Annotated in this window: 22 protein-coding genes; 9 read left to right on the forward strand and 13 right to left on the reverse strand. The window is 63.5% G+C overall.

Going from position 1 to position 25672, the window contains the following annotated elements; all coding sequences use genetic code 11:
- Window positions 1-64: 64 nt before the first annotated feature.
- Entirely contained in the window at window positions 65-1531 is a 1467-nt protein-coding gene (locus ACEVBK_RS12070; protein ID WP_375055189.1) for a RimK family protein, read from the reverse strand.
- 140 nt (window positions 1532-1671) lie between these two features.
- On the opposite strand from ACEVBK_RS12070, the gene ACEVBK_RS12075 reads away from it, so the two are divergent.
- Both ACEVBK_RS12075 and ACEVBK_RS12080 read left to right on the forward strand, forming a co-directional pair.
- Window positions 1672-2778, forward strand: coding sequence for a GNAT family N-acetyltransferase/peptidase C39 family protein (locus ACEVBK_RS12075; protein ID WP_375055190.1), 1107 nt, complete (start codon window positions 1672-1674; stop codon window positions 2776-2778).
- A 199-nt stretch (window positions 2779-2977) separates the two neighbouring features.
- A complete protein-coding gene (locus ACEVBK_RS12080; protein WP_375055191.1) occupies window positions 2978-3406 on the forward strand; it encodes a hypothetical protein in 429 nt (142 codons plus the stop codon).
- A 199-nt stretch (window positions 3407-3605) separates the two neighbouring features.
- On the opposite strand, the gene ACEVBK_RS12085 is transcribed toward ACEVBK_RS12080, so the two are convergent.
- Window positions 3606-3959 carry a hypothetical protein gene (locus tag ACEVBK_RS12085; protein ID WP_375055192.1) on the reverse strand — a complete coding sequence of 118 codons (354 nt, stop codon included), beginning with the start codon at window positions 3957-3959 and terminating at the stop codon, window positions 3606-3608.
- A gap of 96 nt (window positions 3960-4055) precedes the next feature.
- Here ACEVBK_RS12085 and ACEVBK_RS12090 point away from each other — a divergent pair, with 96 nt between their 5' ends.
- Window positions 4056-5966 (forward strand): PhoX family phosphatase, encoded by a 1911-nt coding sequence (locus ACEVBK_RS12090; protein ID WP_375055193.1) that lies wholly within the window; start codon window positions 4056-4058, stop codon window positions 5964-5966.
- A 138-nt stretch (window positions 5967-6104) separates the two neighbouring features.
- Window positions 6105-7154: an NADP(H)-dependent aldo-keto reductase gene (locus ACEVBK_RS12095; RefSeq protein WP_375055194.1), complete on the forward strand. Its 1050-nt coding sequence runs from the start codon at window positions 6105-6107 to the stop codon at window positions 7152-7154.
- 238 nt (window positions 7155-7392) lie between these two features.
- Here ACEVBK_RS12095 and codA read toward each other — a convergent pair whose 3' ends face one another.
- The 11 genes from codA to glyA form a co-directional block, all read right to left on the reverse strand.
- Window positions 7393-8634, reverse strand: a complete 1242-nt coding sequence (gene codA, locus ACEVBK_RS12100) for a cytosine deaminase (protein WP_375055195.1) — start codon at window positions 8632-8634, stop codon at window positions 7393-7395.
- A 79-nt stretch (window positions 8635-8713) separates the two neighbouring features.
- Window positions 8714-9193, reverse strand: a complete 480-nt coding sequence (locus tag ACEVBK_RS12105) for an SRPBCC family protein (protein ID WP_375055196.1) — start codon at window positions 9191-9193, stop codon at window positions 8714-8716.
- Window positions 9194-9201: 8 nt separating this feature from the next.
- A complete protein-coding gene (locus ACEVBK_RS12110; protein ID WP_375055197.1) occupies window positions 9202-9816 on the reverse strand; it encodes an outer membrane lipoprotein carrier protein LolA in 615 nt (204 codons plus the stop codon).
- A gap of 3 nt (window positions 9817-9819) precedes the next feature.
- Window positions 9820-10224, reverse strand: a complete 405-nt coding sequence (locus ACEVBK_RS12115; protein ID WP_375055198.1) for a quinol oxidase — start codon at window positions 10222-10224, stop codon at window positions 9820-9822.
- A 203-nt stretch (window positions 10225-10427) separates the two neighbouring features.
- Window positions 10428-10772, reverse strand: a complete 345-nt coding sequence (locus ACEVBK_RS12120) for a cupin domain-containing protein (protein ID WP_094041384.1) — start codon at window positions 10770-10772, stop codon at window positions 10428-10430.
- Window positions 10773-10928: 156 nt separating this feature from the next.
- Window positions 10929-11795 carry a formyltetrahydrofolate deformylase gene (gene purU, locus ACEVBK_RS12125; RefSeq protein WP_375055199.1) on the reverse strand — a complete coding sequence of 289 codons (867 nt, stop codon included), beginning with the start codon at window positions 11793-11795 and terminating at the stop codon, window positions 10929-10931.
- Between the two features lie 190 nt (window positions 11796-11985).
- Window positions 11986-12615, reverse strand: coding sequence for a sarcosine oxidase subunit gamma (locus ACEVBK_RS12130; RefSeq protein ID WP_375055200.1), 630 nt, complete (start codon window positions 12613-12615; stop codon window positions 11986-11988).
- Window positions 12608-15637 (reverse strand): sarcosine oxidase subunit alpha, encoded by a 3030-nt coding sequence (locus tag ACEVBK_RS12135; RefSeq protein WP_375055201.1) that lies wholly within the window; start codon window positions 15635-15637, stop codon window positions 12608-12610. Before ACEVBK_RS12135 ends, ACEVBK_RS12130 begins: the two co-directional genes overlap by 8 nt.
- Entirely contained in the window at window positions 15634-15912 is a 279-nt protein-coding gene (locus ACEVBK_RS12140) for a sarcosine oxidase subunit delta (protein WP_375055202.1), read from the reverse strand. Before ACEVBK_RS12140 ends, ACEVBK_RS12135 begins: the two co-directional genes overlap by 4 nt.
- 11 nt (window positions 15913-15923) lie before the next feature.
- Complete coding sequence (locus ACEVBK_RS12145) at window positions 15924-17177, reverse strand: sarcosine oxidase subunit beta family protein (protein WP_375055203.1); 1254 nt, start codon at window positions 17175-17177, stop codon at window positions 15924-15926.
- A gap of 67 nt (window positions 17178-17244) precedes the next feature.
- Complete coding sequence (glyA, locus tag ACEVBK_RS12150) at window positions 17245-18498, reverse strand: serine hydroxymethyltransferase (RefSeq protein ID WP_375055204.1); 1254 nt, start codon at window positions 18496-18498, stop codon at window positions 17245-17247.
- A gap of 452 nt (window positions 18499-18950) precedes the next feature.
- On the opposite strand from glyA, the gene ACEVBK_RS12155 reads away from it, so the two are divergent.
- The 5 genes from ACEVBK_RS12155 (at window position 18951) to nhaC (ending at window position 25511) form a co-directional block, all read left to right on the forward strand.
- A complete protein-coding gene (locus tag ACEVBK_RS12155; RefSeq protein ID WP_375055205.1) occupies window positions 18951-19997 on the forward strand; it encodes a GlxA family transcriptional regulator in 1047 nt (348 codons plus the stop codon).
- Between the two features lie 151 nt (window positions 19998-20148).
- Window positions 20149-20868, forward strand: a complete 720-nt coding sequence (locus ACEVBK_RS12160) for a response regulator (RefSeq protein ID WP_375055206.1) — start codon at window positions 20149-20151, stop codon at window positions 20866-20868.
- Window positions 20859-21617 (forward strand): substrate-binding periplasmic protein, encoded by a 759-nt coding sequence (locus ACEVBK_RS12165; RefSeq protein WP_375055207.1) that lies wholly within the window; start codon window positions 20859-20861, stop codon window positions 21615-21617. The genes ACEVBK_RS12160 and ACEVBK_RS12165 overlap by 10 nt, the downstream gene beginning before the upstream one ends.
- A gap of 1 nt (window position 21618) precedes the next feature.
- The gene (locus ACEVBK_RS12170) at window positions 21619-23898 is read left to right on the forward strand and encodes an ATP-binding protein (protein ID WP_375055208.1); all 2280 of its coding nucleotides are present in this window, start codon (window positions 21619-21621) and stop codon (window positions 23896-23898) included.
- Between the two features lie 143 nt (window positions 23899-24041).
- A complete protein-coding gene (nhaC, locus tag ACEVBK_RS12175; RefSeq protein WP_375055209.1) occupies window positions 24042-25511 on the forward strand; it encodes a Na+/H+ antiporter NhaC in 1470 nt (489 codons plus the stop codon).
- The last annotated feature ends 161 nt before the right edge of the window (window positions 25512-25672 follow it).

The raw sequence follows: 25672 nt of genomic DNA on the forward strand, positions 1-25672 counted from the left end.
ATGCCGGTCTCCACGAAGCGGCCGGCGCCACGACTCCCGGCGCTCAGCCCACCATCGTGACGGGTCAGTCCACCTCCAGCCGGCGCACGAAGTCCTCGATAACCATGTCGTAGAGCCGGTCTTTCAGGAACACGTCCTCCACCCCGTGATCGATATTGGGATTGTCGTTCACCTCTATCACCGCCACCCGGCCCTTGCCCTCCTTGATGTCCACCCCGTAAAGGCCGTCGCCGATGGGCTTGACCGCCTTGAGGGCGGCGTTGATCACCGCCCTGGGCGCTTCGAAGGTGGGCAGGGTGGCGAAGCCGCCGGAGTCCGCCTCCCGGCCACCGCCGTTGTGGCGGTAGATCTGCCAGTGCCCCTTCACCATAAAGTACTTGCAGGCGAAGATCGGCTGGTGATTGAGCACCCCGATGCGCCAGTCGAACTCGGTGAAAAAGTACTCCTGGGCCAGCACCAGGGCCGAGGCGTTGCGCAGCTTGACCAGGGTCTCGACCAGGGTCGCCCGGTCGGCCACCTTGTACACCCCGCGGGAAAAGGCGCCGTCGGGAATCTTCAGCACCAGGGGATAGCCCAGCTCCCGCTCCAGCCACTCGACGGCATCCTTCTGCCTGGGGTTGACCATCAGCGTCCTGGGCGTGGGCACCCCGTGCTTGGTAAAGCTTTCCGCCAGGAAAATCTTGTTGGCACAGCGCAGTATGGAAGTGGGCGAGTCGAGCACCACCAAGCCTTCGTGCTCCGCCTTCTGGGCGAAGCGAAAGGTGTGGTGGTCGATGGCGGTAGTCTCGCGAATAAAGAGGGCGTCGTATTCGGCCAGCCGCTGGTAGTCCTTACGGGTGATCATCTCCACGTTCACCCCGGCCCGCTCTCCTGCCTTGACGAAGCGCTTGAGCGCCTTGGGATCCGAAGGCGGCAGTGCTTCGTCCGGGTTGATCAGCATCGCCAGATCGTAACGATAGCGCTTCACCGATTTGGGCTTGCGCCAGATGATGCGAGAGTAGGCCTCGAGGGCGTTGGCGAACTGATCTTCCTCCTCTCCCGCCAGATCCCGGGGCGCCAGGGTGGCCAGCCCGGTCAGTTCCCAATGGGTTCGGCGCTTGAAGCCGAGCTCCATGATGGGACACGGCAACCGCTCGAACAGCTCCCGGCACAGGTTGGCCAGGCCCGGCACCTGACAATGGCCGAAATAGCTCTTCACCTTGAGCTGCCTGACCGGCTCCCCGCCCGCCACCCACTGTTCCAACACCTCGGACACGCCATCGAAGCCGAAGGCGAACAGCCCCTTGTTGCGCAGGTTGTTGAGGGTGGATACCGAGGGGATCACATGCTGGCCCCGTGCCTCCGCCAGCAGCGAGCAGTAATAGCCGTTGGACAGGTACTTGCCGGTCTTACACAGGTTGATAACCCGGGTGCGGGGTGCGTTCCTGGCCGGTGCCTGCTTGAGATAGGTCTGGAAGTCGACCAGGTTTTCGGAAGGAAAATAGGGCTCCCAGGCGCTGAGTTCATCCACCACCAGAATCAATTGGGTCATGGGGAAATCCGTGTTGGCTGCAGACGTTATGTGTGCCTAACTCTACTCCCAAATCCGCTCGCCGGGCATTGGAAAATGTCTCGCTGACGGAATATTTTTGACGTATGTTGAAGGTATTCATCTGGCCCATCCGGTGACCTATGTCAGACCCCCTCGTCCGCCCTGCCCGGAAGTCCGAACTCACCGCCCTGCTCGCCCTCGAGGCCCGCTGTTTCGAGCAGGACAGGATCAGCCGGCGCAGTTTCCAGCGCTTTATCGAACATCCCCAGGACATGCTGCTGGCGGCAGAGCTCGGCGAACAATTGCTGGGCTACATACTGGTGCTGTTTCGTCGCAACACCCGCCTGGCCCGGGTCTATTCGGTGGCGGTGTCCCCCGATGCCCGCGGCCTGGGGCTGGGCCAATCGCTGATGCTGGCCGCCGAGGACGGCGCCCGGGACAAGGGTGCCGTATTTATGCGGCTGGAGGTGCGCGCCGACAACACCGCCGCCCAAAATCTCTACCAGCGGCTCGGCTATCGCCAGTTCGGGGTCTTCCACGACTACTACGAGGATCACCAGACCGCCCTGCGCTACCAGAAACGTATCCACCACTATCACCCCCTCACCGGCGCCAAGGCCGTACCCTATTACCGCCAGACCACCGACTTTACCTGCGGCCCGGCGTCGTTGATGATGGCGGTAAGCGCCCTGGACTCGCACTACCGACCGGAAATCGACGAAGAACTGCAGCTGTGGCGCGAGGCCACCACCATCTTCATGACCCAGGGCCACGGCGGCTGCGGCCCCCATGGCCTGGCCCTGGCCGCCAAGCGACGCGGCTTCGAAGTGGAACTGATGCTGAACCTGCAGGGGCCGCTGTTCGTCAGCAGCGTGCGTACCCCCGACAAGAAGCAGATCCTGGAACGGGTGCACGAACAGTTTCTGGCCCAGATGGCCGAACTCGGCATCCGCCCCCAGTACGGCAGCTTCAGCCTGGAGCAACTGGAGCAGGGGCTAGCCCAGGGCCGACTGCCGCTGGTGCTGATCAGCACCTACCACCTGGACGGCCGCAAGGCCCCCCACTGGGTGCTGGTGTGCGCCATCGACAAGGAGTTCGTCTACATCCACGACCCGGATATCGACGACGATGCAGGCGAAAGCCCGGTGGACAAACAGTACCTGCCGATAGAGCGCGGCCGCTTCGATCGCCTGGCCCGCTACGGCCAGAACGGCCTGCGCACCCTGGTCTGGGTGTACAAACGCTGAACCGCTCCCGCTACGGACAGGAGCTGTCGGTCACAGGTTGTCACCAGGGGGGCAACAAAAAATAATAATTCATTTAAAAACAATAACTTGAAAAAAATTACCGCAAAGGGACTCAAATAATGCCGGAGCGTTGCCGCTTCCCTTTCCGCCTTGCCCATGTATAGTTCGTCCAAGTTGAACAGCCTGACAGAGAGTCTGCATGTTGAAGAAAAACCTTACCTTAAGCCTGCTGCTGCTCGGCGCGGCTCCCGCCATGGCCGGCGAAACCCTCAATACCATCATCGGCGGCGGTGCCGGTGGCGCTGCCGGCGCCGTTATCGGCAAGCAGATGGCCGGTGACACCGGTGCCCTGGTGGGCGCCGCCCTGGGCGGCGCCGCCGGTGGTGCCGCCACCGCCAACCGGGGCAACAAGAACGAAGCCGCCCTGGGCGGTGCCGTCGGTGCCCTGGGCGGTGCCGCCCTGGGCAAGAACGTAGCCGGCAACAGCGGCCAGGTGATCGGTGCCGGCATCGGCGGTGCCGCGGGCTCCGCCCTGGGCGCCAGCTCCGGCGACAACCACCGCAAGGAAGTGCACCACCATCATTACAAGAAGAAAAAGAAGAAAAAATACCGCCGTTGGGATGACTGACATACCAAGGCCCGGTGCAAAACCGGGCTTTTTGTTTCTGCGCCAGATATGTCCCCCCCATCGCTGCAACCTAATACCCGTCACCTCCACGGAGGCGGAGGTCCATGACATGGTGCTCTGGATTCCCGCCTTCGCGGGAATGACAACAGAATGCAACGAGATTGGCCTAAAAAGCCCGGTGAGAGCCGGGCTTTTTCCTTTATTGGCTGCGGGGATGGAACTTTATCTTAAGGAAAATCAACCCTACCCCCATGAGGGTGCCCAAAGGGAAGGACGGCAGCTGTACCGCCACCAGCACCCAGAAGGGCCACTGCCTGCCCATGCCCTCAGTGGACAAATAACCGGCCCAGGCCCGGCGGCACAACCATAGCCAGGCGACCACCAGCACCGCCAGAAACAACCACAACAGCGGGCCCTGCAAGGTCGGCGCCTGTTCGCCATTCTCGGTGGCCTGCTGCATCAACAAGCCGCTACCGATGAGCAGCAGGCTGATCAGCACCGCCTGCACAACAATGATCACTTTTGCCAGGGTATCGGCGGTTTCTACTCGCATCGTCGTCTTCCTGTCATCTTATTGTTATCAAACTGACATTTTTGCCTTCTACCATGGCGTGGTCGTAACCCCATGTGAGCAAAGGATAATTTAAAAATGAGCCAGTTTGAACTGAAGGATGAACAGAACCATCCCCGTGACCAGGTGCCCGAGTTTACCCAGATGGTCGAGCAGGGCCTGAGCCGCCGCCGCTTCCTGGGGGGTGCCGCCGCCCTCGGTGCCGCCGCCTTCTTCGGTGCCTCGCCCATTTCCCGCGCCATCGCCGCCGCCACCGGCAACAGCCCGCTGATGGGCTTCAAGGCCGTGCCCGCCAGCACCGCCGACACCATAGTGGTGCCGGAAGGCTACAAGGTGGAACGCCTGATATCCTGGGGTGATCCCCTGTTTTCCAACGTCGCCGAGTTCATCAATAACGGCGGCAACAAGGCCGCCGATCAGGCCGGTCAGTTCGGCGACAACAACGACGGCATGAGCTTCTTTCCGGTCGACGACAGCACCGCCATCCTGGCCATCAACAACGAATACACCAACTACGAACTCATGTTCTCCCACCAGGGCAAGAACATGAGCGCAGATGACGTCAAGCGCGCCCAGGCCGCACACGGCGTGTCCATCATCACCATCAAGAAGCAGGGCGACGGCTGGCGCTTCGAGAAGGACGGCAAGTATAACCGCCGTATCGACGCCAACACCCCCATGGTCATCAGCGGCCCGGCTAAAGGCCACGCCCTGCTGCAGACCAGTGCCGACGCCAGGGGCGAGCGGGCCCTGGGTACTTTCAACAACTGTGCCAACGGCATGACCCCCTGGGGCACCTACCTCACCTGCGAGGAAAACTTCAACGGCTACTTCGGCACCGACGGCCAGGTCGAGCTCTCTCCGGCCCTGGCCCGCTACGGCGTGGGCGCCGAAGACGCCGGCTACCAGTGGCACAAGTTCGACGAGCGTTTCGATCTGGCCAAAAACCCCAACGAACCCAACCGCTTCGGCTGGGTGGTGGAAGTCGATCCCAGGGACCCTTCGTCCACCCCTATCAAACGCACCGCCCTGGGCCGTTTCAAGCATGAAAATGCGGAGCTGGTCATCGACCAGGACGGCCACGTGGTAGTCTATCTGGGCGACGACGAGCGCGGCGAACACCTGTATCGCTTCGTCAGCAAAAACAAGTACAACCCCGACAACCAGGCCGCCAACCGCAGCCTGCTGGAAGACGGCACCCTCTACGTGGCCAAGTTCCACAATGGCCCCAACGGTGCGTTAAAGGGCAAGGGCGAGTGGATTGAACTGAGCTTCGGCAAGAACGGCCTGACCCCGGAAAACGGCTTCGGCAGTCAGGCCGAAGTACTGATCCACGCCCGCCTCGCCGCCACCCAGGTGGGCGCTACCACCATGGACAGGCCCGAGTGGGTGGCGGCCCATCCCCATGAGCCGGTGGTGTTCTGCACCCTGACCAACAACAAGAATCGCGGCACCAAGGACAATCAGCCGGTGGGCGGCCCCAACCCTCGCGCCGAAAACCACTATGGCCAGATAGTGCGCTGGCGACCCGCCGGTGGCCGCCACACCGCCACCGGATTCGACTGGGATCTGTTCGTGCTGGCCGGTAACCCCGAGGTGCATAACGGCGACCTCTACGCCGGCTCCGCCAACGTCAATGTCGACAACATGTTCAACAGCCCGGACGGCATCGGTTTCGACCAGGGCGGCCGGCTGTGGATCCAGACCGACGGCAACTACTCCAACGCCGGTGACTTCGCCGGCCAGGGCAACAACCAGATGCTGTGCGCCGACCCGGATACCGGCGAGATCCGCCGCTTCCTCACCGGTCCCGTGGCCTGTGAAGTGACCGGCCTGGCCTTTACCCCGGATCAGAAGACCCTGTTCGTGGGCATCCAGCATCCGGGCGAAGAACTGGCCGACTCCCATTTCCCCATGGGTGGCGACAATACTCCCCGCTCCAGCGTGATGATCATCACCCGGGAAGACGGCGGCATCATCGGCGCCTGAGCATCGACTGTCTGAACAAGGGGCCGGGGTATTCACCCGGCCCCTTTTTTATGGAGTCGTGATCTCCCTCCGCTTTTGCTGTTACCCTGTGGCCATGGCGTTTCTGTTCCAACTCATTAATCCCGCTAAGGAAATCCCATGAAATACAGAAAACTGGGTAATACCGACCTCGACGTCAGCCTGATCGGCCTGGGCACCATGACCTGGGGCGAGCAGAATACCGAGGCCGAGGCCCACGCCCAGCTCGACCTGGCCATGGGCCATGGCGTCAACCTGATCGACACCGCCGAGATGTACCCGGTGCCGCCACGCCAGGAAACCCAGGGGCGCACCGAAACCATGATCGGCAACTGGCTGGCCGCACGCGGCAACCGTGACAGGATAGTGCTGGCCACCAAGGTGGTGGGTCGCTCCCGGGATCCCAAGCGCCCTTCCTACTTCCGCGACGGCCAGCCCAAGCTCGACAGGGCCAATATCGTCGCCGCCCTGGACGACAGCCTGCGCCGGCTGCGGACCGACTACATCGACTTCTACCAATTACACTGGCCGGATCGCACCACCAACATGTTCGGCCAGCTCGGCTTCGAGACCCTGGTGGAGGAAGAGAGCATTCCCATCGAGGAGACCCTGGCGGCGCTGGACGAACTGGTGAAGGCGGGCAAGATCCGCCATATCGGCGTGTCGAACGAAACCGCCTGGGGAGTGCACAAGTTCCTGGCCGCGGCGGACAAGCACGGTCTGCCGCGCATTCAGGGCATCCAGAACCCCTACAATCTGCTCAACCGCACCCATGAGGTGGGGCTGTCGGAATTCAGCCTGCGCGAGCGGGTGGGCCTGCTGGCCTACTCGCCGCTGGCCTTCGGCATGCTGAGCGGCAAGTACGAAAACGGCGCCAGGCCGGAAAACGCCCGCCTGACCCTGTACAGCCGCTTCCAGCGCTACTGCAACCCGCAGGCACGGGCGGCCACCACCGCCTACGTGGCGCTGGCCCGGGCCCACGACCTGACCCCGACCCAACTGGCCCAGGCCTTCGTCAACAGCCGGCCTTTCGTGACCAGCAACCTGATCGGCGCCACCACCCTGGCACAGCTGAAGGAGAACATCGAGTCGGTGGAGATCGAACTCGGCGCCGAGGTGCTGGCCGGCATCGCCGAGATCCACAGCAAATGGTCCAACCCGGCGCCCTGATAACAACGCCGGCGTGTCTTGGGGCAGGCATTAAAGGCCGTCACCACCGCAACCTAAGATCGTCTCCCCCGCAACCTAAGATCGTCTCCCCCGCGCAGGCGGGGGCCCAGGGAACCAGGACTGGAATTCGGATCAGTTAAGCTCCGCGTCGCCGGCCCTGGATTCCCGCCTTCGCGGGAATGACCATTTTTTCGTCGGCCCCTGATGTCCGTCTTCACGGACAGGACGGCCCGGCCGTTCAGATCACCGGCCGGCGGACCAGCTCCGCCGGCCGACGCTCCACCAACACCCGGCCCCGGCGCACCGAATAGAGCACCTCGCCCTGGCGGCGGATCACCTCGACATCGTCGTCTCCTTCCAGGATCACGAAGCTGGCCGGCTTGCCGACCTCGATACCGTAGTCGTCGAGGCCCAGCACCCGGGCGCCGTTGTCGGTGATCAGATCCAGCGCCCGGGAAATGTCCTCGTAGCCCATCATCTGGCAGATATGCAGACCCGCGTCCAGCACCCGCAGCAACTTGCCGTTGCCGAGGGAATACCAGGGATCCCGGATGGAGTCTTCGGCCAGGGCCACGTTGATGCCCGCCGCCAGCAGTTCTTTCACCCGGGTCACCCCCCGGCGCTTGGGATAGCTGTCGAAGCGCCCCTGCAGGTGGATGCTCTCGGTGGGGCAGGACACGAAGTGGATGCCGGACAGCTTCAGCAGCCGGAACAGCTTGGAACAGTAGGCGTTGTCGTAGGAATGCATGGCGGTGGTATGGCTGGCGGTGACCCTGTCCCCCATGCCGGCCTCCAGGGCGGCGGTGGCCAGCACCTCCAGGAAGCGGGAAGAAGGATCGTCGGTTTCGTCGCAGTGTACGTCCACCCGTTTGTTATGCCGTTGGGCCAGCGCCATCACCCAGCGCATGGACTCCACCCCGTATTCCCGGGTGAACTCGAAATGGGGAATGCCGCCCACCACGTCCGCGCCCTCCGCCAGCGCCTGCTCCATCAGCCCCTTGCCGTCGGGGTAAGAGAATATTCCCTCCTGGGGAAAGGCCACTATCTGCAGATCGAGCACCGGCTGCAGCCGTTCGCGCAGCCGGACCAGGCTCTTCAGCGCCACCAGCCCCGGCTCGGTCACGTCCACATGGGTACGCACATGCTGGACACCGTTGGCCGCCAGCAGCTCCACCGTACTCAGCACCCGCCGCTCCACGTCCTCCGGCGTCAGCAGCGGCTTGCGCTCGGCCCAGCGCTCTATGCCCTCGAACAAGGTGCCGCTCATGTTCCAGTTCGGCTCGCCGGCGGTGAGCGCTGCATCCAGGTGGATATGGGGCTCGACCAAGGGCGCGCACAGCAGGTTGCCGCCCGCATCCAGCGCTCCCGGCGCAGCCTCCAGGACGGCGGCCTGGGGCCGGATGGCGGTGAAATGTTCCTCGGCCACACTCAGGGAAAAGAGCCCTTCCTGCTTTCTCAGCCTGGCATTGATGATGTTCATCCCGTCCTCCTGCCGATAGGTATTCAAAAAGGTCCTTTTGCAGCATAGCCCGCACGGGAGGGGGGAAACAAGGCCGGTGCTAATCCCGACGGCCGTCGAGCAGCGAGGCACGAAGCCACCGGGCCAGCCCGGTGGCACCGTCCTGCATTACCGCATGGTGGTTCCAGGCGAACAGTGGCCGGGCCAGGGGGGCGGCCAGGTTCATCCAGCGGCGGGTGGTGCATACCCTCCATTCGTAGCGGACCCGGGTAATACCCGCTTTTTCCGTCAGTTGCCAGCAGCCCCAGCCATCCAGATCGCCGCGGGCCTCACCCACTATCACCCGCGGCGGATAGAGCCGGAGCACCCGCATGTCGAACGTAAGGCCGTAGCCCAGCCGACTCTGCCAGAGGTAACGGTATATCCGGCCGATGCCCCGCTCATCGCCGGCGGCCAGCTCCCGTACCTGGACCAGTCCCGGCCACCACAGGGGCCAGCGCTGGGACTGGCTGATGGCCTGGTATACGGCTTCCAGCGGGGCGGCTATCCGCCACAGGGTCACGAAGTGATAGCTCGCCATGGTGGGACTCAGGGAAAGAAAAAGTCGTCGGCAAAGGACGGATCCGGCTCGATGTGCTCCAGCCACACGGTCTCGAGCAGATTGCCCCGGGCGTCGTGGCTTATCACCCGCACGGGGAACAACAGGATCTTGTCCAGCCAGATTTCGAAGCGGGCCGGCTGCCCCGGCGGTGCCTCTCCCCGCGCCAGCAGTTGCAGCACGGGACGCTCGGCCAGCCGGCTTTCTCCCAGCAGCCTCATTTCCCCCTGCAGGCCGAGCCGCCGGGCCTGGCGCAGCAACTCACCCACGTCGGATCGGTCCAGCCGGTGGCCACGGGGACTCTTCACCATGCGGTTGTCGGGGCTCAGGGTCAGGGAGGGACCACTCAGACCAAAGGGCCAGAGCCGCACCCGGTCGCTGTAGGGACTGTAGATCAGCACGGCGCCGGCATGGGGCGAGATCACATCCAGCCGCACCAGGCCGGGCTTGCGGTAGGCGTAGCGGAGCTGCTGGTTGCCCCCGGGTCCTTCGCTGCGCAGCTCCAGCCGGTAGCCCTGCAGCGCGTCGAAGCGTGCCAGGGCCTGTTCCAGCGGATCCGGGCTATCCAGTGCCAGCGCCATCAGCAGCAATACTCCGCTCAACATGGTTCACTCCATTACCTCCAGCACACCCGCCATGCCCCGCTCCTGGTGGCTGGGGAAGAAGGCCAGCTTTTCCTGGCAGTAAAAGGAGGTCTGGCCGGTGGCCATGGGGGTAAAACGGATCACCCTGGCCTCCCGCCCCATCATCTCGTCCACGTCCAGTCCCATACGCGGCGACCAGATCACCAGGCTGTGGGGCGTGAGCCCCGGCTCCTTGCTGGCAATCAGCTCCACCGGCACCCCGACCCTGACGATGATATGGTCGGGACGGAAGAAATAGTTGCCGCCGACGACCTCCACCCGCTGTACCCCGTCGGCATCGAGCCGGGCCAGCACCGGCTCGGCCCATCCCGCCCCCGGCGCTGCCAGCAGCACCAGCAGCGCCAGCACGCCTTGCCATCGCCCATTCATAACGCCTCCCGGGTTGAGATCCTCTTTTTCAGCATAGCAAGCGGCAGGGGCAGATGGACTCCCGCCTTCGAGGGAGTGACTGGAAGACGAGGGGGTGACTGGAGAACGGGAGTGAAAGCTGGCATATCATATCCGCGCAGGCGGATATCCAGATGCAGGTAACAGAAGGTGCCGGCGTATCGGCCGGCACCGCATTCAGGGGGTCAGGCGAAAACGAAGTACTTGCGCACGGTTTCCACCACTTCCCAGGTGCCGCGGAAGCCGGGCTCGACCACGAAGATGTCGCCGGCCTTGAGGTGGATGGGCTCGCCGCCTTCCGGGGTAAGGATGCAGTAGCCTTCACGGAAGTCGCAGTATTCCCACTTGGTGTAATTCACCGCCCACTTGCCCGGGGTGCACAGCCAGGTGCCCATGATCTTGCTGCCGTCTTCCGAAGTGTAGGCGTTGAGGTTGACGGTATGGGGGTCGCCGGAAAGCTTTTCCCATTTGGTGGCATCCAGCAGTACGGTGGGCTGGGTATCGCGCAATACCGTGATCTTGTCGGACATGATGTCTCCTTGTCGCTTGTGGTTATCGGCCTATATTGCCCAGGTGCCGCACGCAGATTCGCCGTAACCCCCTCCCTGGGGGCTCTGCCGCGCCTTCCCTGGCGCGGCAGCTCTGCTTAGCGATACCTGGCCGCTATTTCGTTTATATCGGATGGGTCAGTTGCCCAGTACCACCGTCTTGCCCTGGTACATGAATACCCGCTTCTCGATGTGGTACTGGATGGCCTTGGCCAGGGTGACGCATTCCACATCCCGTCCCTTGGCCACCAAGTCTTCCGGGTAGTGGCTGTGATCCACCGGCTGGATGCCCTGGGTGATGATGGGGCCTTCGTCCAGTTCGTTGTTGATATAGTGGGCGGTGGCCCCCACCAGCTTGACACCCTTGGCGTAGGCCTGGTGGTAGGGCTGGGCGCCCTTGAAGCCGGGCAGCAGCGAATGGTGGATATTGATGGCCCAGCCGGCGAGCTTGTCGCACAGCTCGGGACTCAGCACCTGCATGTAGCGCGCCAGCACCACCAGCTCCGCCTCGCTCTCGTTGATGATGTCCCACATCTTCGCCTCCTGCTCGGCCTTGGTGTCGGCGGTCACCGGCAGGTGGTAGTAGGGAATATGGTGCCAATCGGCCAGCCGCTGCAGATCCGGATGGTTGGAAATGATGGCCGGGATTTCGATGGCCAGTTGCCCGGTGCGGTAGCGGTACAGCAAATCGTTCAGGCAGTGATCGAACCTGGACACCAGTATCACCACGTTGGGCTTGCGCTTGCGTTCGGTCAGTTGCCATTGCAGGTCGAAGCGGGCCGCCTTGGGGGCGAAGCCATCCCGGAAAGCCACCTCGTCGAACTCGCCGTCCGCCGGCCGGCGGAACTCGACCCGGATAAAGAACTGGCCGGCACGGGCGTCATCGAAGGTTTGCATGTCCGCCACGTAGCAGCCCTGCTCGTACAGGTAGCGGGTGACCACGTCCACGGTGCCCAGTCGGCTGGCACAGGTGGCAGTAAGGATCAGGGTATCGTTGACTTGCATGCGTCAGCCTCCTGCTGGTGGTTCCGGCGGGCCTGGGCCGCACCGGTATAAAAGTCGCGTTAATAACGGGCTGGATCATCCCCGCACAGGCGGGAATCCAGAACCCTGGCACCCTGCCGCGAGCACCCCGGGGCCGTTGCCCATGGACCCCCGCCTTCGCGGGGGTGACGGTAAAACCGCGGCGCCGTCCTTACCGACTGATAACCAGTCCGTATTCGCGGCTGGTGTCCTGCAGCCAGAGCCAGAGGTAGTCGGCGAAGCTGCGCCGGACCACCAGCTCGAAGCTCTCCGCCCCGGTGCGGCGCAGCAGCACGGTGCTTTTGGCGAACACCGTGCCCACGCACTTGCCGGTAGGGAAGTTGGAGGGATGCACGTCGTAGGGACAGGACTTGCGCACCACCAGCTCCGCCTTGGGACCAGACAGCTCCAGCACCGTCTGGCCACCGCTCACGTCCGTGATGGCGTAATGGCCGGAGAGATGTTCCCGCAGCTCCGCCTCGAGCTGCCCTTCCCGGCCGCCTTCCACGATGATCAGCCACTCGTCCGGCGCCAGCCGCTGCACCAGCACCCGGTCGGTCTCCGCCGAGCTGCAGGCCTGGGTGGGCAGTGCCACCCCCAGCACCCGCTCCACGGTTTTGGCGAACAGCTCGTTGCCGGCATTGCCGCGCAACACCAGGTGACCCAGCAGTGCCTTTTCGCGCAGCACCACCTCCCCCTGCTGCCGCTCGGCCGCCAGGGCCGGCAGGTTGGCGTGATAGAGCGGGGATTCCACCCGCACCCGGGTCTGTGCCTCGGCCAGTTTGGTGGTGACGTTAGACATGCTGACGCTCTCCTTTGGGATCATAGAAAACGGGACTGGTGATCTCGGCTTCCAGCACCCGGCCGTCGGCCAGGGGGAAGAACACGGTTTCACCCATGCGGCTCAGGCCGCCTTTCACCACACCCATGGCAATGCTGTAGCCCAGGTTGGCGCTGTAGTAGCTGGAGGTCACATGGCCGACCATGGGCACCGGCACCGGGTGCTTGGGATCCAGCACAATTTGCGCCCCTTCCGGGATCACCGCTTGCGGCTGCTTGCACTTCAGGCCCACCAGCTGCTTGCGATCGGTACGCGCGGTGTCGCTACGCGACCAGGAGCGCTTGCCGATGAAGGGGAAGGGCTTGGTCTTGCCCACACACCAGTCCATGCCCAGATCGTAAGGGGTCACGGATCCGTCCGTATCCTGACCGACGATGATGAAGCCCTTCTCGGCCCGCAGCACGTGCATGGTCTCGGTACCATAGGGGGTGATGTTGAACTCGGCCCCCGCCGCCATCAGCGCCTCCCACACGTGCAGTCCGTAGTTGGCCTGCACGTTCACCTCGAAGCTCAGCTCGCCGGTGAAGGAGATGCGGAAGATGCGTCCGCTCACCCCGGCGATGGTGGCATTCTGCCAGGTCATAAAGGGGAAGGCCTCGCCGGACAGATCCACGCCTTCCACCACTTTTTCCAGCACCTTGCGGCTGTTCGGGCCGGACACCGTCATGGTGGCCCAGTGGTCGGTGACGGAAGTGAAGTACACCTCCAGCTCCGGCCATTCGGTCTGGTGCCACAGCTCCAGCCATTGCAGCACCCCGGCGGCACCACCGGTGGTGGTGGTCATGATGAAGTGCTGATCGTCGATGCAGGAAGTGACGCCGTCGTCGAACACCATGCCGTCTTCCTTGCACATCAGGCCATAACGGCAGCTGCCGGGGTTGAGCTTGGCCCAGGCATTGGTGTAGATGCGCGACAGGAATTCCCGGGCGTCCGGGCCCTGGATGTCGATCTTGCCCAGGGTGGACGCATCGAGGATGCCCACGCTGGTGCGGGTCGCCACGCATTCCCGGTTCACCGCCTGGTGCAGATCTTCACCCGGCTGGGGGAAGTACCAGGGGCGCTTCCACTGGCCCACATCCTCGAACTCGGCACCGTGCTTCACATGCCAGGCGTGCATGGCGCTGAAGCGGGCCGGGTCGAACAACTGGCCGGCATCGCGCCCGGCCAGGGCACCCATGGTCACCGGGGTGTAGTTGGGGCGGAACACGGTGGTGCCGGTCTCGGGGATCGACTTGCCCATGGCCCTGGCGGCGATGGCCATGCCGTTGATGTTGCCGAGCTTGCCCTGATCGGTGCCGAAGCCCATGGCGGTATAGCGCTTGATGTGCTCGATGGACTCGAAGCCCTCGCGCACGGCCAGCTCGATGCCGGCGGCGGTCACGTCATTCTGGTAATCCACGAACTGCTTGGGCGCGCGGCTCACCGGTTTGTCGTGGGGCACCAGGAACAGCGCCTGGGCCTTGTCTTCCCGCGGATCGACCGTATTGAGCTCGGCGTCTACCACCTGGGCGGCGATTTCGCCGTAGCCGGTGGCCTCGGCGGCGGCGCGACCGGCCTCCAGCCCTTCGGACAGTACCCTAGAGAGGCCATAGGTGCCCTGCACCCCGCCGGCCAACAGTTGCTTCTGCACGGTGTCGCCGGGCACGAAGCCAATGATATCGTCATTCCATACCGGGCGGGAGCCGGTGTGGGCAGTCAGGTGCACCACCGGGCTCCAGCCGCCGGAGCTGGCAATGGTGTCGCAGGCAAGGGCTTCGGCTGGGCCTGTGACCTTGCTACCGTCACTGGACAGCGGAGCCACCTTGGCACCGCTCACCCGTTTCTTGCCGGTGGCTTCGATCAGGCCGTGGCCGGTGTAGACTTTCACACCGCGCGCCTTGAGCTGCTGGTAGCGGGCACCGTCGGGCTGGTGGCGGCTGTCCACCACCGCCACCAGCTCGCGGCCGGCGTCCAGCCAGTCGAGTGCGGCCTGGTAGCCGTGATCGTTGCAGGTCATCAGCACCAGGCGTTGGCCCGGCACCACACCGTAACGGTTGACGTAGGTGGAGATGGCACCGGCCACGTAGCAGCCGGGCAGATCGTTGTTGCCGAACACCAGGGGGCGTTCGTGGGCGCCGGTGGCCAGCACCACCCGCTTGGCGCGGATGCGGTGCAGCCGCTGGCGGGTCTTGCCGCTCACCCGTTCGCCCAGGTGATCGGTGCGCCGCTCCAGCACGGACACGAAGTTCTGATCGTAATAGCCGGTGGCAGTGCTGCGCGGCAGCAGGGTCACGTCGGGCAGCTTGCTCAGCTCCTTCACCGCCGCCGCCACCCAGTGGCCCGGCGCCTGGCCATTGATGGGCTGGGTGCTGTGCAGCAGGTGGCCACCGAATTCATTTTGCTCGTCCACCAGTATGACCCGGGCGCCACGGCGACCGGCGGCCAGGGCCGCGGCCAGGCCGGCGGCGCCACCGCCCACCACCAGCACGTCGCAATGGTGGTTGAGCTTGTCGTAGCTGTCCGGATCACGCTCCTGCGGCACCCGGCCCAGGCCGGCGGCCTTGCGGATCAAGTGCTCGTACTTGGGCCACATGGACTGGGGATACATAAAGGTCTTGTAGTAGAAGCCGGGAGGCATCATGCTGCCGCCAAGCTTGCCCATCACGCCCATCAGATCCTTGTCGACGCTCGGCCAGCCGTTGGTGCTGGCGGCGGTGAGGCCGTCGTACAATTCGGCCTGGGTGCCGCGGATGTTGGGGATCATGGTGGCTTCACTGCCGCCCACCTGCAGGATGCAGTTCGGCTCTTCCGCCCCGGCGGCCATGATGCCGCGCGGACGGGCGTACTTGAAGGAGCGGCCGACCACGTCCACTCCGTTGGCCAGCAGCGCCGAGGCGATGGTATCGCCCGCATAACCCTGGTAGCGTTTGCCGTTGAAGATAAAGCTGAGTGGCTTGCTGCGGTCCACCCGGCCTTTGCCCTGAATGCGGTGTTGCTGGCTCATGACTGGCCTCCTTGCTCGCCAACCTTGTAGGTTTCCTCGATTTCATAGGTCACTGTGTGCCGGGCCACGTTGAAGAACTTGCGGCAGCCGGCGGCGTGGTACCACATCTCCCGATGCAGGCCGCGCGGGTTCTTGCGCATAAACAGGTACTGGGCCCATTCCTCGTCGCTGAGGGCGTCCGGATCCACCGGACGGGCGATATGGGCCTCGCCGGCGTAGTGGAACTCTTCTTCTTCGCGATATTCGCCACAGTGCGGGCAGTAAATATGTAACATCGGCTCTCTCCTCAGTGGGCTACGCCGGCAGCGCCGTGCTCGTCGATCAGGTGGCCGCTGGTAAAGCGGTCCACACAGAACGGTTTGGCCAGGGGGTGCGGTTCGTCATGGGCGATGGTATGAGCGAACACATTGCCCGAGCCCGGGGTGGCCTTGAAGCCGCCGGTGCCCCAGCCGCAGTTGAAATACAGCCCCTTGATATGGGTCTTGGAAATGATCGGGCAGGCGTCGGGACAGGTGTCGACGATACCGCCCCAGGTACGGTTGAGGCGTACCCGGCTGAAGATGGGGAACATCTCCACGATCGCCGCCATGGTGTGTTCCACCACCGGAAAGGAGCCGCGCTGACCGTAGCCCAGGTAACTGTCGATACCGGCGCCGATCACCAGGTCACCCTTGTCGGACTGGGACACATAGCCGTGCACGTGGTTGGACATCACCACGGTGTCAAGAATAGGCTTGACCGGCTCGGACACCATGGCCTGCAGCGGGTGAGATTCGAGCGGCAGCTTCATGCCCACCATATTGGCCATGACCCCGGAGTTGCCGGCGGTCACACAGGCCACCTTGCGCGCCTTGATAAAGCCACGGTTGGTTTCCACCCCCACCACGGCGCCGTTCTCCCGGCGGATGCCGGTGACTTCGGTCTGCTGGATCAGGTGCACGCCCATGGCATCGGCGGCGCGGGCAAAGCCCCAGGCCACGGCATCGTGACGGGCGGTGCCGCCGCGCGGCTGCCAGGAGGCGCCCAGCACCGGATAGCGGGCGTTCTTGGAACAATCCAGGATCGGCACCAGCTCCTGCACCTGCTTGGTGTTGAGCACTTCACCGTCGATGCCGTTCAGCCGGTTGGCATTGACCCGGCGCTCGATGTCGCGCATGTCCTGCAGGGTGTGGCCCAGGTTGAGCACGCCACGCTGGCTGAACATCAGGTTGTAGTTAAGATCCTGGGCCAGACCTTCCCACAGCTTCATGGAGTGCTCATAAAGCCAGGCGGCCTCGTCCCACAGGTAGTTGGAACGCACTATGGTGGTGTTGCGGGCGGTGTTGCCGCCGCCGAGATAGCCTTTCTCGATCACCGCCACGTTGGTGATGCCGTGCTCCTTGGCCAGGTAGTAGGCGGTGGCCAGGCCGTGGCCGCCGCCGCCGACGATCACCACTTCGTAGCCTTCCTGTTTGGGAGTGGGATTGCGCCACACCTTCTGCCAGTTCTCGTGATGGCTCAGGGCATGCTTGAGGAGCCCGAACCCGGAATATTTTTGCATAGTATCACCTGTTATCTTTAAGTCAGTGTCCGGACTGCTCGGAGTCCGCAGCCTGGGCCATCAGCAATCAGCGATATACCGGGAAGTAGTTACACAGGCTGGCCACCTGATCCTTCACCGCGATAATCACTTCCGGGTCGTCCATATGGTCGAGAATGTCGCAGATCCAGCCCGCCAGCTGACGGCAGTGCTCCACCTTGAAGCCGCGGCTGGTCACCGCCGGGGTGCCGATGCGCAGGCCCGATGTGACGAAGGGTGGCTGGGGATCGTTCGGCACCGCGTTCTTGTTGACGGTGATGTTCGCCTGGCCCAGTACCCGATCCGCATCCTTGCCGGTGATGCCCTTGGCGGACAGGTCGAGCAGGAACAGGTGATTGTCGGTACCGTTCGACACCACATCGAAACCGCGGCCCTTGAATACCTCCACCATGGCGCGGGCGTTATCCACCACCGCCTGCTGATATTCACGGAATTCCGGGGTGAGCGCTTCGGCAAAGGCCACCGCCTTGGCGGCAATGGCGTGCATCAGCGGGCCGCCCTGGCCACCGGGGAAAACGGCGGCGTTCAGTTTTTTCTCGATCTCCGGGTTGGACTTGGCCAGGATCAGGCCGCCACGGGGACCACGCAGGGTCTTGTGGGTGGTGGTGGTGACCACGTCCGCATAAGGCAACGGGTTGGGATAGCAGCCCGCAGCCACCAGCCCGGCCACGTGGGCCATGTCCACGAACAGGTAGGCACCCACCTTGTCGGCAATGGCGCGGAAGCGGGCCCAGTCCATCACCCGGGAATAGGCGGAGAAACCGGCCACGATCATCTTGGGCTCGTGCTCCAGGGCCAGGGCTTCGACCTGGTCGTAATCCACCTCACCGGTAGCCTCGTTCAGGCCGTATTGCACCGCGTGGTAGATCTTGCCGGAAAAGCTGACCTTGGCGCCGTGGGTCAGGTGGCCGCCGTGGGCCAGACTCATGCCGAGCACGGTGTCGCCGGGAGCGCACAGGGCCATGTAGACGGCGGCGTTGGCCTGGGAGCCGGAATGGGGCTGAACGTTGGCGTAGTCGGCGCCGAACAGCTCCTTGGCACGGTCGATGGCCAGCTGCTCCACCTTGTCCACCGCCTCGCAACCGCCGTAGTAGCGCTTACCGGGGTAGCCTTCCGCATACTTGTTGGTGAGCACCGACCCCTGGGCTTCCATCACCGCCGGGCTGGTATAGTTCTCAGAGGCAATCAGCTCGATATGCTGCTCCTGGCGGGCGGCTTCCTCTTCCATGGCGGCCCACAGTGCCGGGTCCATATCCTGAATGCGGGTGTGTTTGCTGAACATCTTGTGACCTCCTTGCTCGGCTCGGGCCTCCCCCAGCCTGACGTTATCCATCCCTTCGGCACCGCCTCTTGGCGGGCTGCCGGGTTCTGCTTTGACTTGCATACTACTGGCGGCCCGGCGGGCAGGGATGACTGGCTGCGGCCTAAAGCTGCGTATTTGCGACAAGGATGGCGCCAGCGGACAAACCGGAGACCGCCGAAGGCCGCGGCCGCCGGCGTTGAGGCGTACACCGTTAACAGGTCGGAAACAGGTAATTAAAGGATCAAGACAAAGAAAATCACACCCGCCGCAGGCGCGAATTTATTCGCGCGTCACCGCCGCCGCCGTTACCACGGCGTGACCTAAGCGGCAACGGTTCCCAAAAGGATGCAAACCCAGGCCCGGCGGAGTACTATCCCAACCAGGTTGTCACCGTCACGCAACTAACCCTTGCGGACCCGTTAACAGATATCATGTCCCCTGTGAGTGAAAAACGCCTTTTCAGCCACCGCCTGCGCGACACCAACAGCGCCTTCCTCCCGGCCCGCCGGCAAGAGGGGCGGCCGACCCGGGTGGGCTTTGTACTGCTGCCCCATTTTTCGATGATGGCCTTCACCGCTGCGGTGGACGCCCTGGTCACCGCCAACCTGGTACAGGCCACCCCGCTGTTCGACTTTGCGACTTACGGCCTGGCCGACACCACGGTGCGCAGCGATCTGGCCATCGACATCTCCGCCAACGCCACCCTGGCGCAGCTGCAACTGGAAGGGGAAGAAACACCGGACGTGGTGATCGTATGCGGCGGCTTTCGCTGCGATCTGAACGAACAGGCGCCGCTCAGCCACAAACTGAAAGCCGCCGCCAAACGCCGGAAGGTGCTGGGCGGCCTGTGGAACGGCGCCGTGGCCCTGGCTCACGCCGGCCTGCTCAACCGCCTGCCCTGCGCCATCCATCCGGACAACCACACCTTCGCCCGGGAGCGTTTCCCCCTGGTGCAGGTGTCGCACCAGGTCATGGTGGTCACCGAACGGGTGCTGACCAGCGCCGGCCCCAGCAGCGCCCTGGAGATGATGCTGGTGCTGATTGAACGGCTGCACGGCAAGGACACGGTGCGTGCCATCCGCGAAATACTGAGCAGCGACCGCATCGCCGACAGCAACGAAACCCGGCTCACCCTGGCGGAAAACGACCCCAGCCTGCCCGAGCCCCTGCGCAACCTGCTGCACCTGATGAACAACAATATCGAAGAGCCGCTGGGCATCGAGGAGCTGGCCGCCTACGTGGGCCTGTCGCGCCGGCGCATCGAGCGACTGTTCCAGAGCCACCTGGAAACCACTCCTTCCCGCTACTACCTGGAGCTGCGCATCACCCACGCCCGTCGCCTGTTGCTGCAAAGCGACGCCAGCATCTCCAATATCGCCGTGGCCTGCGGCTTCGTCAGCTCCACCCATTTCAGCCACTGCTTCAAGGACTTCTTCGGTGTCTCCCCCAGCCAGGCCAGGCAGTTACGCAAGGGATGAACAATCCAGGTTGTAAAAAAATGTAATCACATGTGTTGATTTGTGCGCATCTGCAGCAACCAGACCGTCGTTGACAAGATTGACCGGGCGGTGTTAGAAGTTGCCGGCCAGCGGACGCCCGGTACGCGATTGACCTGAAGGTGAGCACGATATGGACATCAGCATCTTGATTGTTGAAGATGACGATATTACGAGGGACTGCCTCGTTGATTATTTTAAGGAAGAACAATACCGCGTTTATTCAACAGAGTGCGCCGAACAGGCCGAAAAAATACTGCAAGATGAACGAATCGATCTGGTTCTGCTCGATATCCGGCTACCCGGAAAAGACGGCCTCACCCTGACCCGCGAAATCAGGGCCAACTCCGAGATCGGCATCATACTGGTGACCAGCCGGCAGGACGAAATAGAACGCATCATCGGCCTCGAATGCGGTGCCGACGAGTACGTATCCAAGCCCTTCAGTCCCCGGGAACTGCTGGCCCGTGCCAAGAACCTGGCGCGTCGTGTTCGTTCTGCCACCATCAGTCAATCCGCGGCACCCATGGGCAATGTACGCCAATTCGACGACTGGCGCTTCGATCTGGACCGCCGGGTGCTGATCGACGGGGACGATCAGCAAACAGCCCTTACCCACGGCGAATATCAGCTGCTTTGCGCCTTTCTCCGCCATTCGGGCCAGACCCTGTCCCGGGATCAGTTGCTGGATCAGATTAAAAACCGGGAATGGGCCCCCAACGACAGGACGGTGGACGTGCTGGTCGGCCGGCTCAGACGCAAGCTCGGGGACAATCCGGCTCACCCCAAAACCATTCTCACCGTGTACGGTACAGGCTACGTGTTCACCCCCAGGCCGGTGCCGTGCCACTGAGCATCGGCTTTTTGCTGCTGGGATTGCTGCTGGCCCTGCCCGCACCGGCCAAGACACTGGTAGCCTGTGGCCATCCCATGTATCCGCCCCTGTCCTGGGCCGAGCAAGGCCGGCTTACCGGCATTGCTCCTCATCTGGCCCAGCGGCTCCTGAGCGAGTTCGGCTACCGCCTCGACACCCGCATCTTCGGCAACTGGGAGCGCTGCCAACTGGCTGCCCGGCAGGGCAAGGTCGACCTTATCGTGGCTGCCTACAAAACCCGCCAGCGGGAGCAGGCTTTTCTGTTCAGCGATACTCCCATCATCGCCGATCCCGTGGTGCTCTTTACTCACACCGGCAATACAACGCCATCGGGCATGGCACTCGCACTGACCGGCAAAACCCTGGGGTTGTTGTTCGGCGACAGCTTCGGTGACGAATTCGACCGACTGATGGCGCTGCACCCTCATGTGGAGCGCGTCTCCACCGGCGAACAGAACTTTCATAAACTGACCCAGGGTCGCATCGACTACATGCCCATCGGGCTCTCTACCGGCCTATTGCAGGCCCGGAAACAGAACCTCACCGAACGGGTATTTCCCCTGGAGCAGGTCCTGACCGTGGAACACTACCACCTGGCCCTGCCCAGGGGATCCAGGCTGGAGCCGCTGCTGCCTATGCTGTCGGAGCGGTTGCGCCAGTTGACCGACGACAAGTACATCAGCCATATCACCCGCTATTACGAACGTCGCTACCTGGACGGCCCCTGAGATGCACAGCCTGCTTACCCTGCTGCCCCGCTATCGACGCCGGCATCCTCTCGGCTTTCGCCTGTTCCTGTTGGTCCTGGGGTTCAGCCTGATATTTTCCCTGATCTCCACCGCTATCCAGTTGTCCCTCGATTACCGCCAGGCCAGGCAGCAGATGGTGGAGCGACTGTCCCTTATCGAACAGAGTTACCTGGAAGGACTGACCCAGAGCCTGTGGGATCTAAACCTGCCCCAGGCCAGGTTGCAGCTTAAAAGCATGCTCGACATGCCCCATATGGCCCGGCTCACCGTGACCACCGATGCTCGGGAAGCCCCACTGGTCCTGGCCCGGACCGAGGCCGACGAGAGCGAACCCTATCATCATGCCTTCGAGCTGATCTACCCCAGCCCGGTGTTGGGGCCGCAGCACGTAGGCCGGCTCGAGCTGGAGTTCAGTCAGTCCAGTATTCGCAGGCAGCTCGCACAGAATGCCCTGTCGGCCCTGCTCGGCCACAGCCTCACGGTATTGGCCATCGCCCTCAGCCTGATGCTGCTGTTCCAGCGCCTGGTCACCCGCCACCTGGAGCGAATGGCCCACCATGTGGAACGATTGGGCCAGGGACAGTGGAGCCAGGCATTGCAAATGAACCGCAAGCCCCGCCGGCAGCAGGACGAACTGGATACCCTGGTGCGCGCCATCAATACCCTGCGCCAGTCGGTCGAGCAGGACAGACAACACCGGGAACAACGCCAGAACGAACTGCAGTTGGACAAGGCCAGGCTGGAAGCCCTGGTGGACAAGCGTACCCGGCGCCTGCGCCAGGCCAAGGAAGCGGCGGAGGCGGCCGACCGGGCCAAGACCCGGTTCATCGCCAACATGACCCACGAATTGCGCACCCCCATGAACGGCATACTGGGCACCATCACCCTGCTGCGGCCGGAACTCGCCGGCGGCCCCGAGCAGCACCGGCTGGACACCCTCCAGCAGTCGGCCGAGCATCTGCTGATGCTGCTGAACGACGTGCTCGACTTCGCCGCCCTGGAGCAGGGGCAATTGTCCGAAGAAGCCTCCCCCTTTGTCTTGAGCGAGTTGCTCGACAGCACCCTGGCCATGATGCAGGGCTATGCCGATGCCAAAGGGATAACACTGCGACTGGAAAACAGTACACCACCATCGACCCGGCTGCTGGGGCACGCCAACCGGCTGCGTCAGGTGCTGATCAACCTGCTGTCCAATGCCATCAAGTTTACCGATGAAGGGGGATGGGTGACGGTGCGGGTCAACCGGCAGGACGGACGCTGGCAGTTCAGCGTGGAGGACAACGGTATCGGTATTGCGCCCGAGCAACAGCGGCGGATCTTCCTGCACTTTACCCAGGCCGATGAAAACATCACCCGGCGTTATGGCGGCACCGGCCTGGGGTTGGCCATCTCCGATCGACTGGTGAACGCCATGGGTGGCGGCCGGATAAGGGTGGAAAGCCGGCCGGGCCAGGGCAGCCGGTTCTGGTTTTCGCTGCCGCTGAACGGCAGCGGGCAGGCATCGGCCGCCGACCTCCCCGCCCTTGTTCCCCTGCCCAGCCTGAGCCTGCTGCTGGTGGAAGACGTGGTTCTCAACCAGGAGATCATCGGTGCCCTGCTCGAACAGCAGGGCCACCTGGTCTGCCTCGCCGCCAGCGGTGAACAGGCTCTCTCCATGGCGGCACAACAGGCCTTTGACCTGATCCTGATGGACATGCACCTGCCCGGTATGGATGGCCTGGAGACCCGGCGCCGCATTCAGGAACAGCAGCGGGGACTGAACCGGGATACCCCGGTGGTGGCCCTGACCGCCAGCGTCACTCCGGAGGACATAAGCCGTTACCTGGCGGCAGGGCTGAAAGCGGTGGTGGCCAAGCCGATACAATGGCACCAGTTGCATCAGGCCCTGGCGCTGGCCACGGACATGCCGGTTCCTACCGAACTCGATCACCCCCTGTTGCAGGAACACCTGCGGATGCTGGGCCGGCCACGACTGCAGGCCCTGCTCGCCCGCTTTGCCGAGGAGCTGCCCCGGCAGCACGCCGCCTTGTGCCGCGAACTCGCCGACGGCGATCACCTGGAGCTGGCGCAGCTGGCTCACCGCCTGCGAGGCTCGGCCCAGCTGCTCGGTTTTGACGACTTGGCCACCCTGCTAACCGAGATGGAATCGCAGGCAGAGGCCCGGCAGCCGATACGGGAGGAACAAAAAACCAGACTGGCTCTGCTGTTGACACAGACCCTGGCGGAGCTTGCGGCAGTTCAGGCCAGACTGGCGGGTTAAGGGTACAATTTTTTACAATTCCGCACAGTCGACACAAAGCCTCTTTACAGTCATCCCTTAGCCTGAAGTATCCCTCGGGATAATCGATGCAGGTCCGGCAACAACGCCGGTCTACCTGCGCAGGATCTAAGGAGAGAACCAGGATGACAACGAGAGCGCCTCAACAACCCGGCTTCTGGCTGGCTTGCTTGCCCATCGCCCTGACCTTTGCGGTACTGGGTATACAACTGTTTTACTTCAACAACTTCACCCCCCATATCCCGCTCGCCATCGGCGTGGCCGTGACCGCCCTGATCGGCTGGCTGCGTGGCTACCGCTGGGCCGACATGGAAGACGGCATCATGCACGTGGTCCGCCTGGGCCTGCAGTCGGTGGGGATCCTCATCATCGTCGGCATGATCATCGGCATCTGGATTGCCAGCGGCACCGTGCCCTATCTGATCAAACTGGGCCTGAGCCTGATCTCGCCCGAGCTGTTCCTGGCTGCGAGCGTGCTGATCTGCGCCCTGGTGTCGGTATCACTCGGTACCTCCTGGGGCACCACCGGCACCGTGGGCCTGGCGCTGATGGGCATCGGCAACGGCTTCGACATTCCCATGTACTGGACCGCCGGCGCCGTGGTGTCGGGCGCTTTTTTCGGCGACAAGATGTCGCCACTGTCGGACACCACCAACCTGGCGCCGGCCGTGACCGGGGTGGACCTATTCGCCCATATCCGCAACATGCTGCCCACCACCATCCCCGCCATGCTGATCGCCCTGGTCATCTACCTGGTGGCGGGATTCAGCCTGATCGGCGATCAGGCGGTGGACTTTGCCCGCATCAACAACATCATCGGCGGCCTGGACCGGCATTTCAACCTGTCCTGGCCCCTGCTGCTGCCGCTGGCGGTGACCGTGATGCTGGCACTGAAGAAAATGCCCGCCCTGCCCACCCTGTTCGCCGGCGCCATGCTGGGCCTGGCCACCGCCATGCTGATGCAGGGGGTACATCTGCAGCAGGCCTTCGAGTTTATGTTCAGCGGCTACCGGATAGACACCGGCGTACGCGAGATAGACGCCCTGCTCAACCGCGGCGGCATTCAGTCCATGACCTGGGTGATCACCCTGATGCTGGTGGCCCTGGCCTTCGGCGGCGTGCTGGAGCGCACCGGCTGCCTGGCGGTGATAGTGGAAAAAATCCTGTCCCGCTCGAACAGCTTCGGCGCCATGCAGTCCTCGGCCATCGCCACTTCGGCCATGACCAACGTCATCGGCGGCGACCCCTACCTGTCCATCGCCCTGCCCGGCCGCATGTTCGCCCCGGCCTACAAGGCCAAGGGCTACTCGGCCCTCAACCTGTCGCGTGCCACCGAGGAAGGCGGCACCCTGATTTCGCCGCTCGTGCCCTGGAATGCCGGCGGTGCCGTGGTGATCACCGCCCTGGGGCTCGGCATCGCGGAAGGCAACACCATCAACCTGCTGTACATACCGCTGGCCTTCGCCTGCTGGCTGTCGCCGCTGATCGGCATGATGTACGGCTACCTGGGCTGGTTCTCGCCCCGGCTGAGTGCGGATGAAGCCGCCCGGACCGGCGAGGCCGAGTCTTTGACGACCCAGGCATGGGCCAAGTAACACCAAGAGCCCACTAAATAGTTGTTCCGAATAGTAGATCACTGTCGGCAGCGACCGGGTTCTGCTAAGCAGCCCCTCCGCGCCAGGGATGGCGCGGCGGAGCCCCCAGGGATGGGTTCACGGCGTGTCTGCGTGCGGGGCCCGGTCGATGTAGCACTGTT

The organism is Zobellella sp. DQSA1, from assembly GCF_041950555.1.
GTDB lineage: Bacteria > Pseudomonadota > Gammaproteobacteria > Enterobacterales > Aeromonadaceae > Oceanimonas.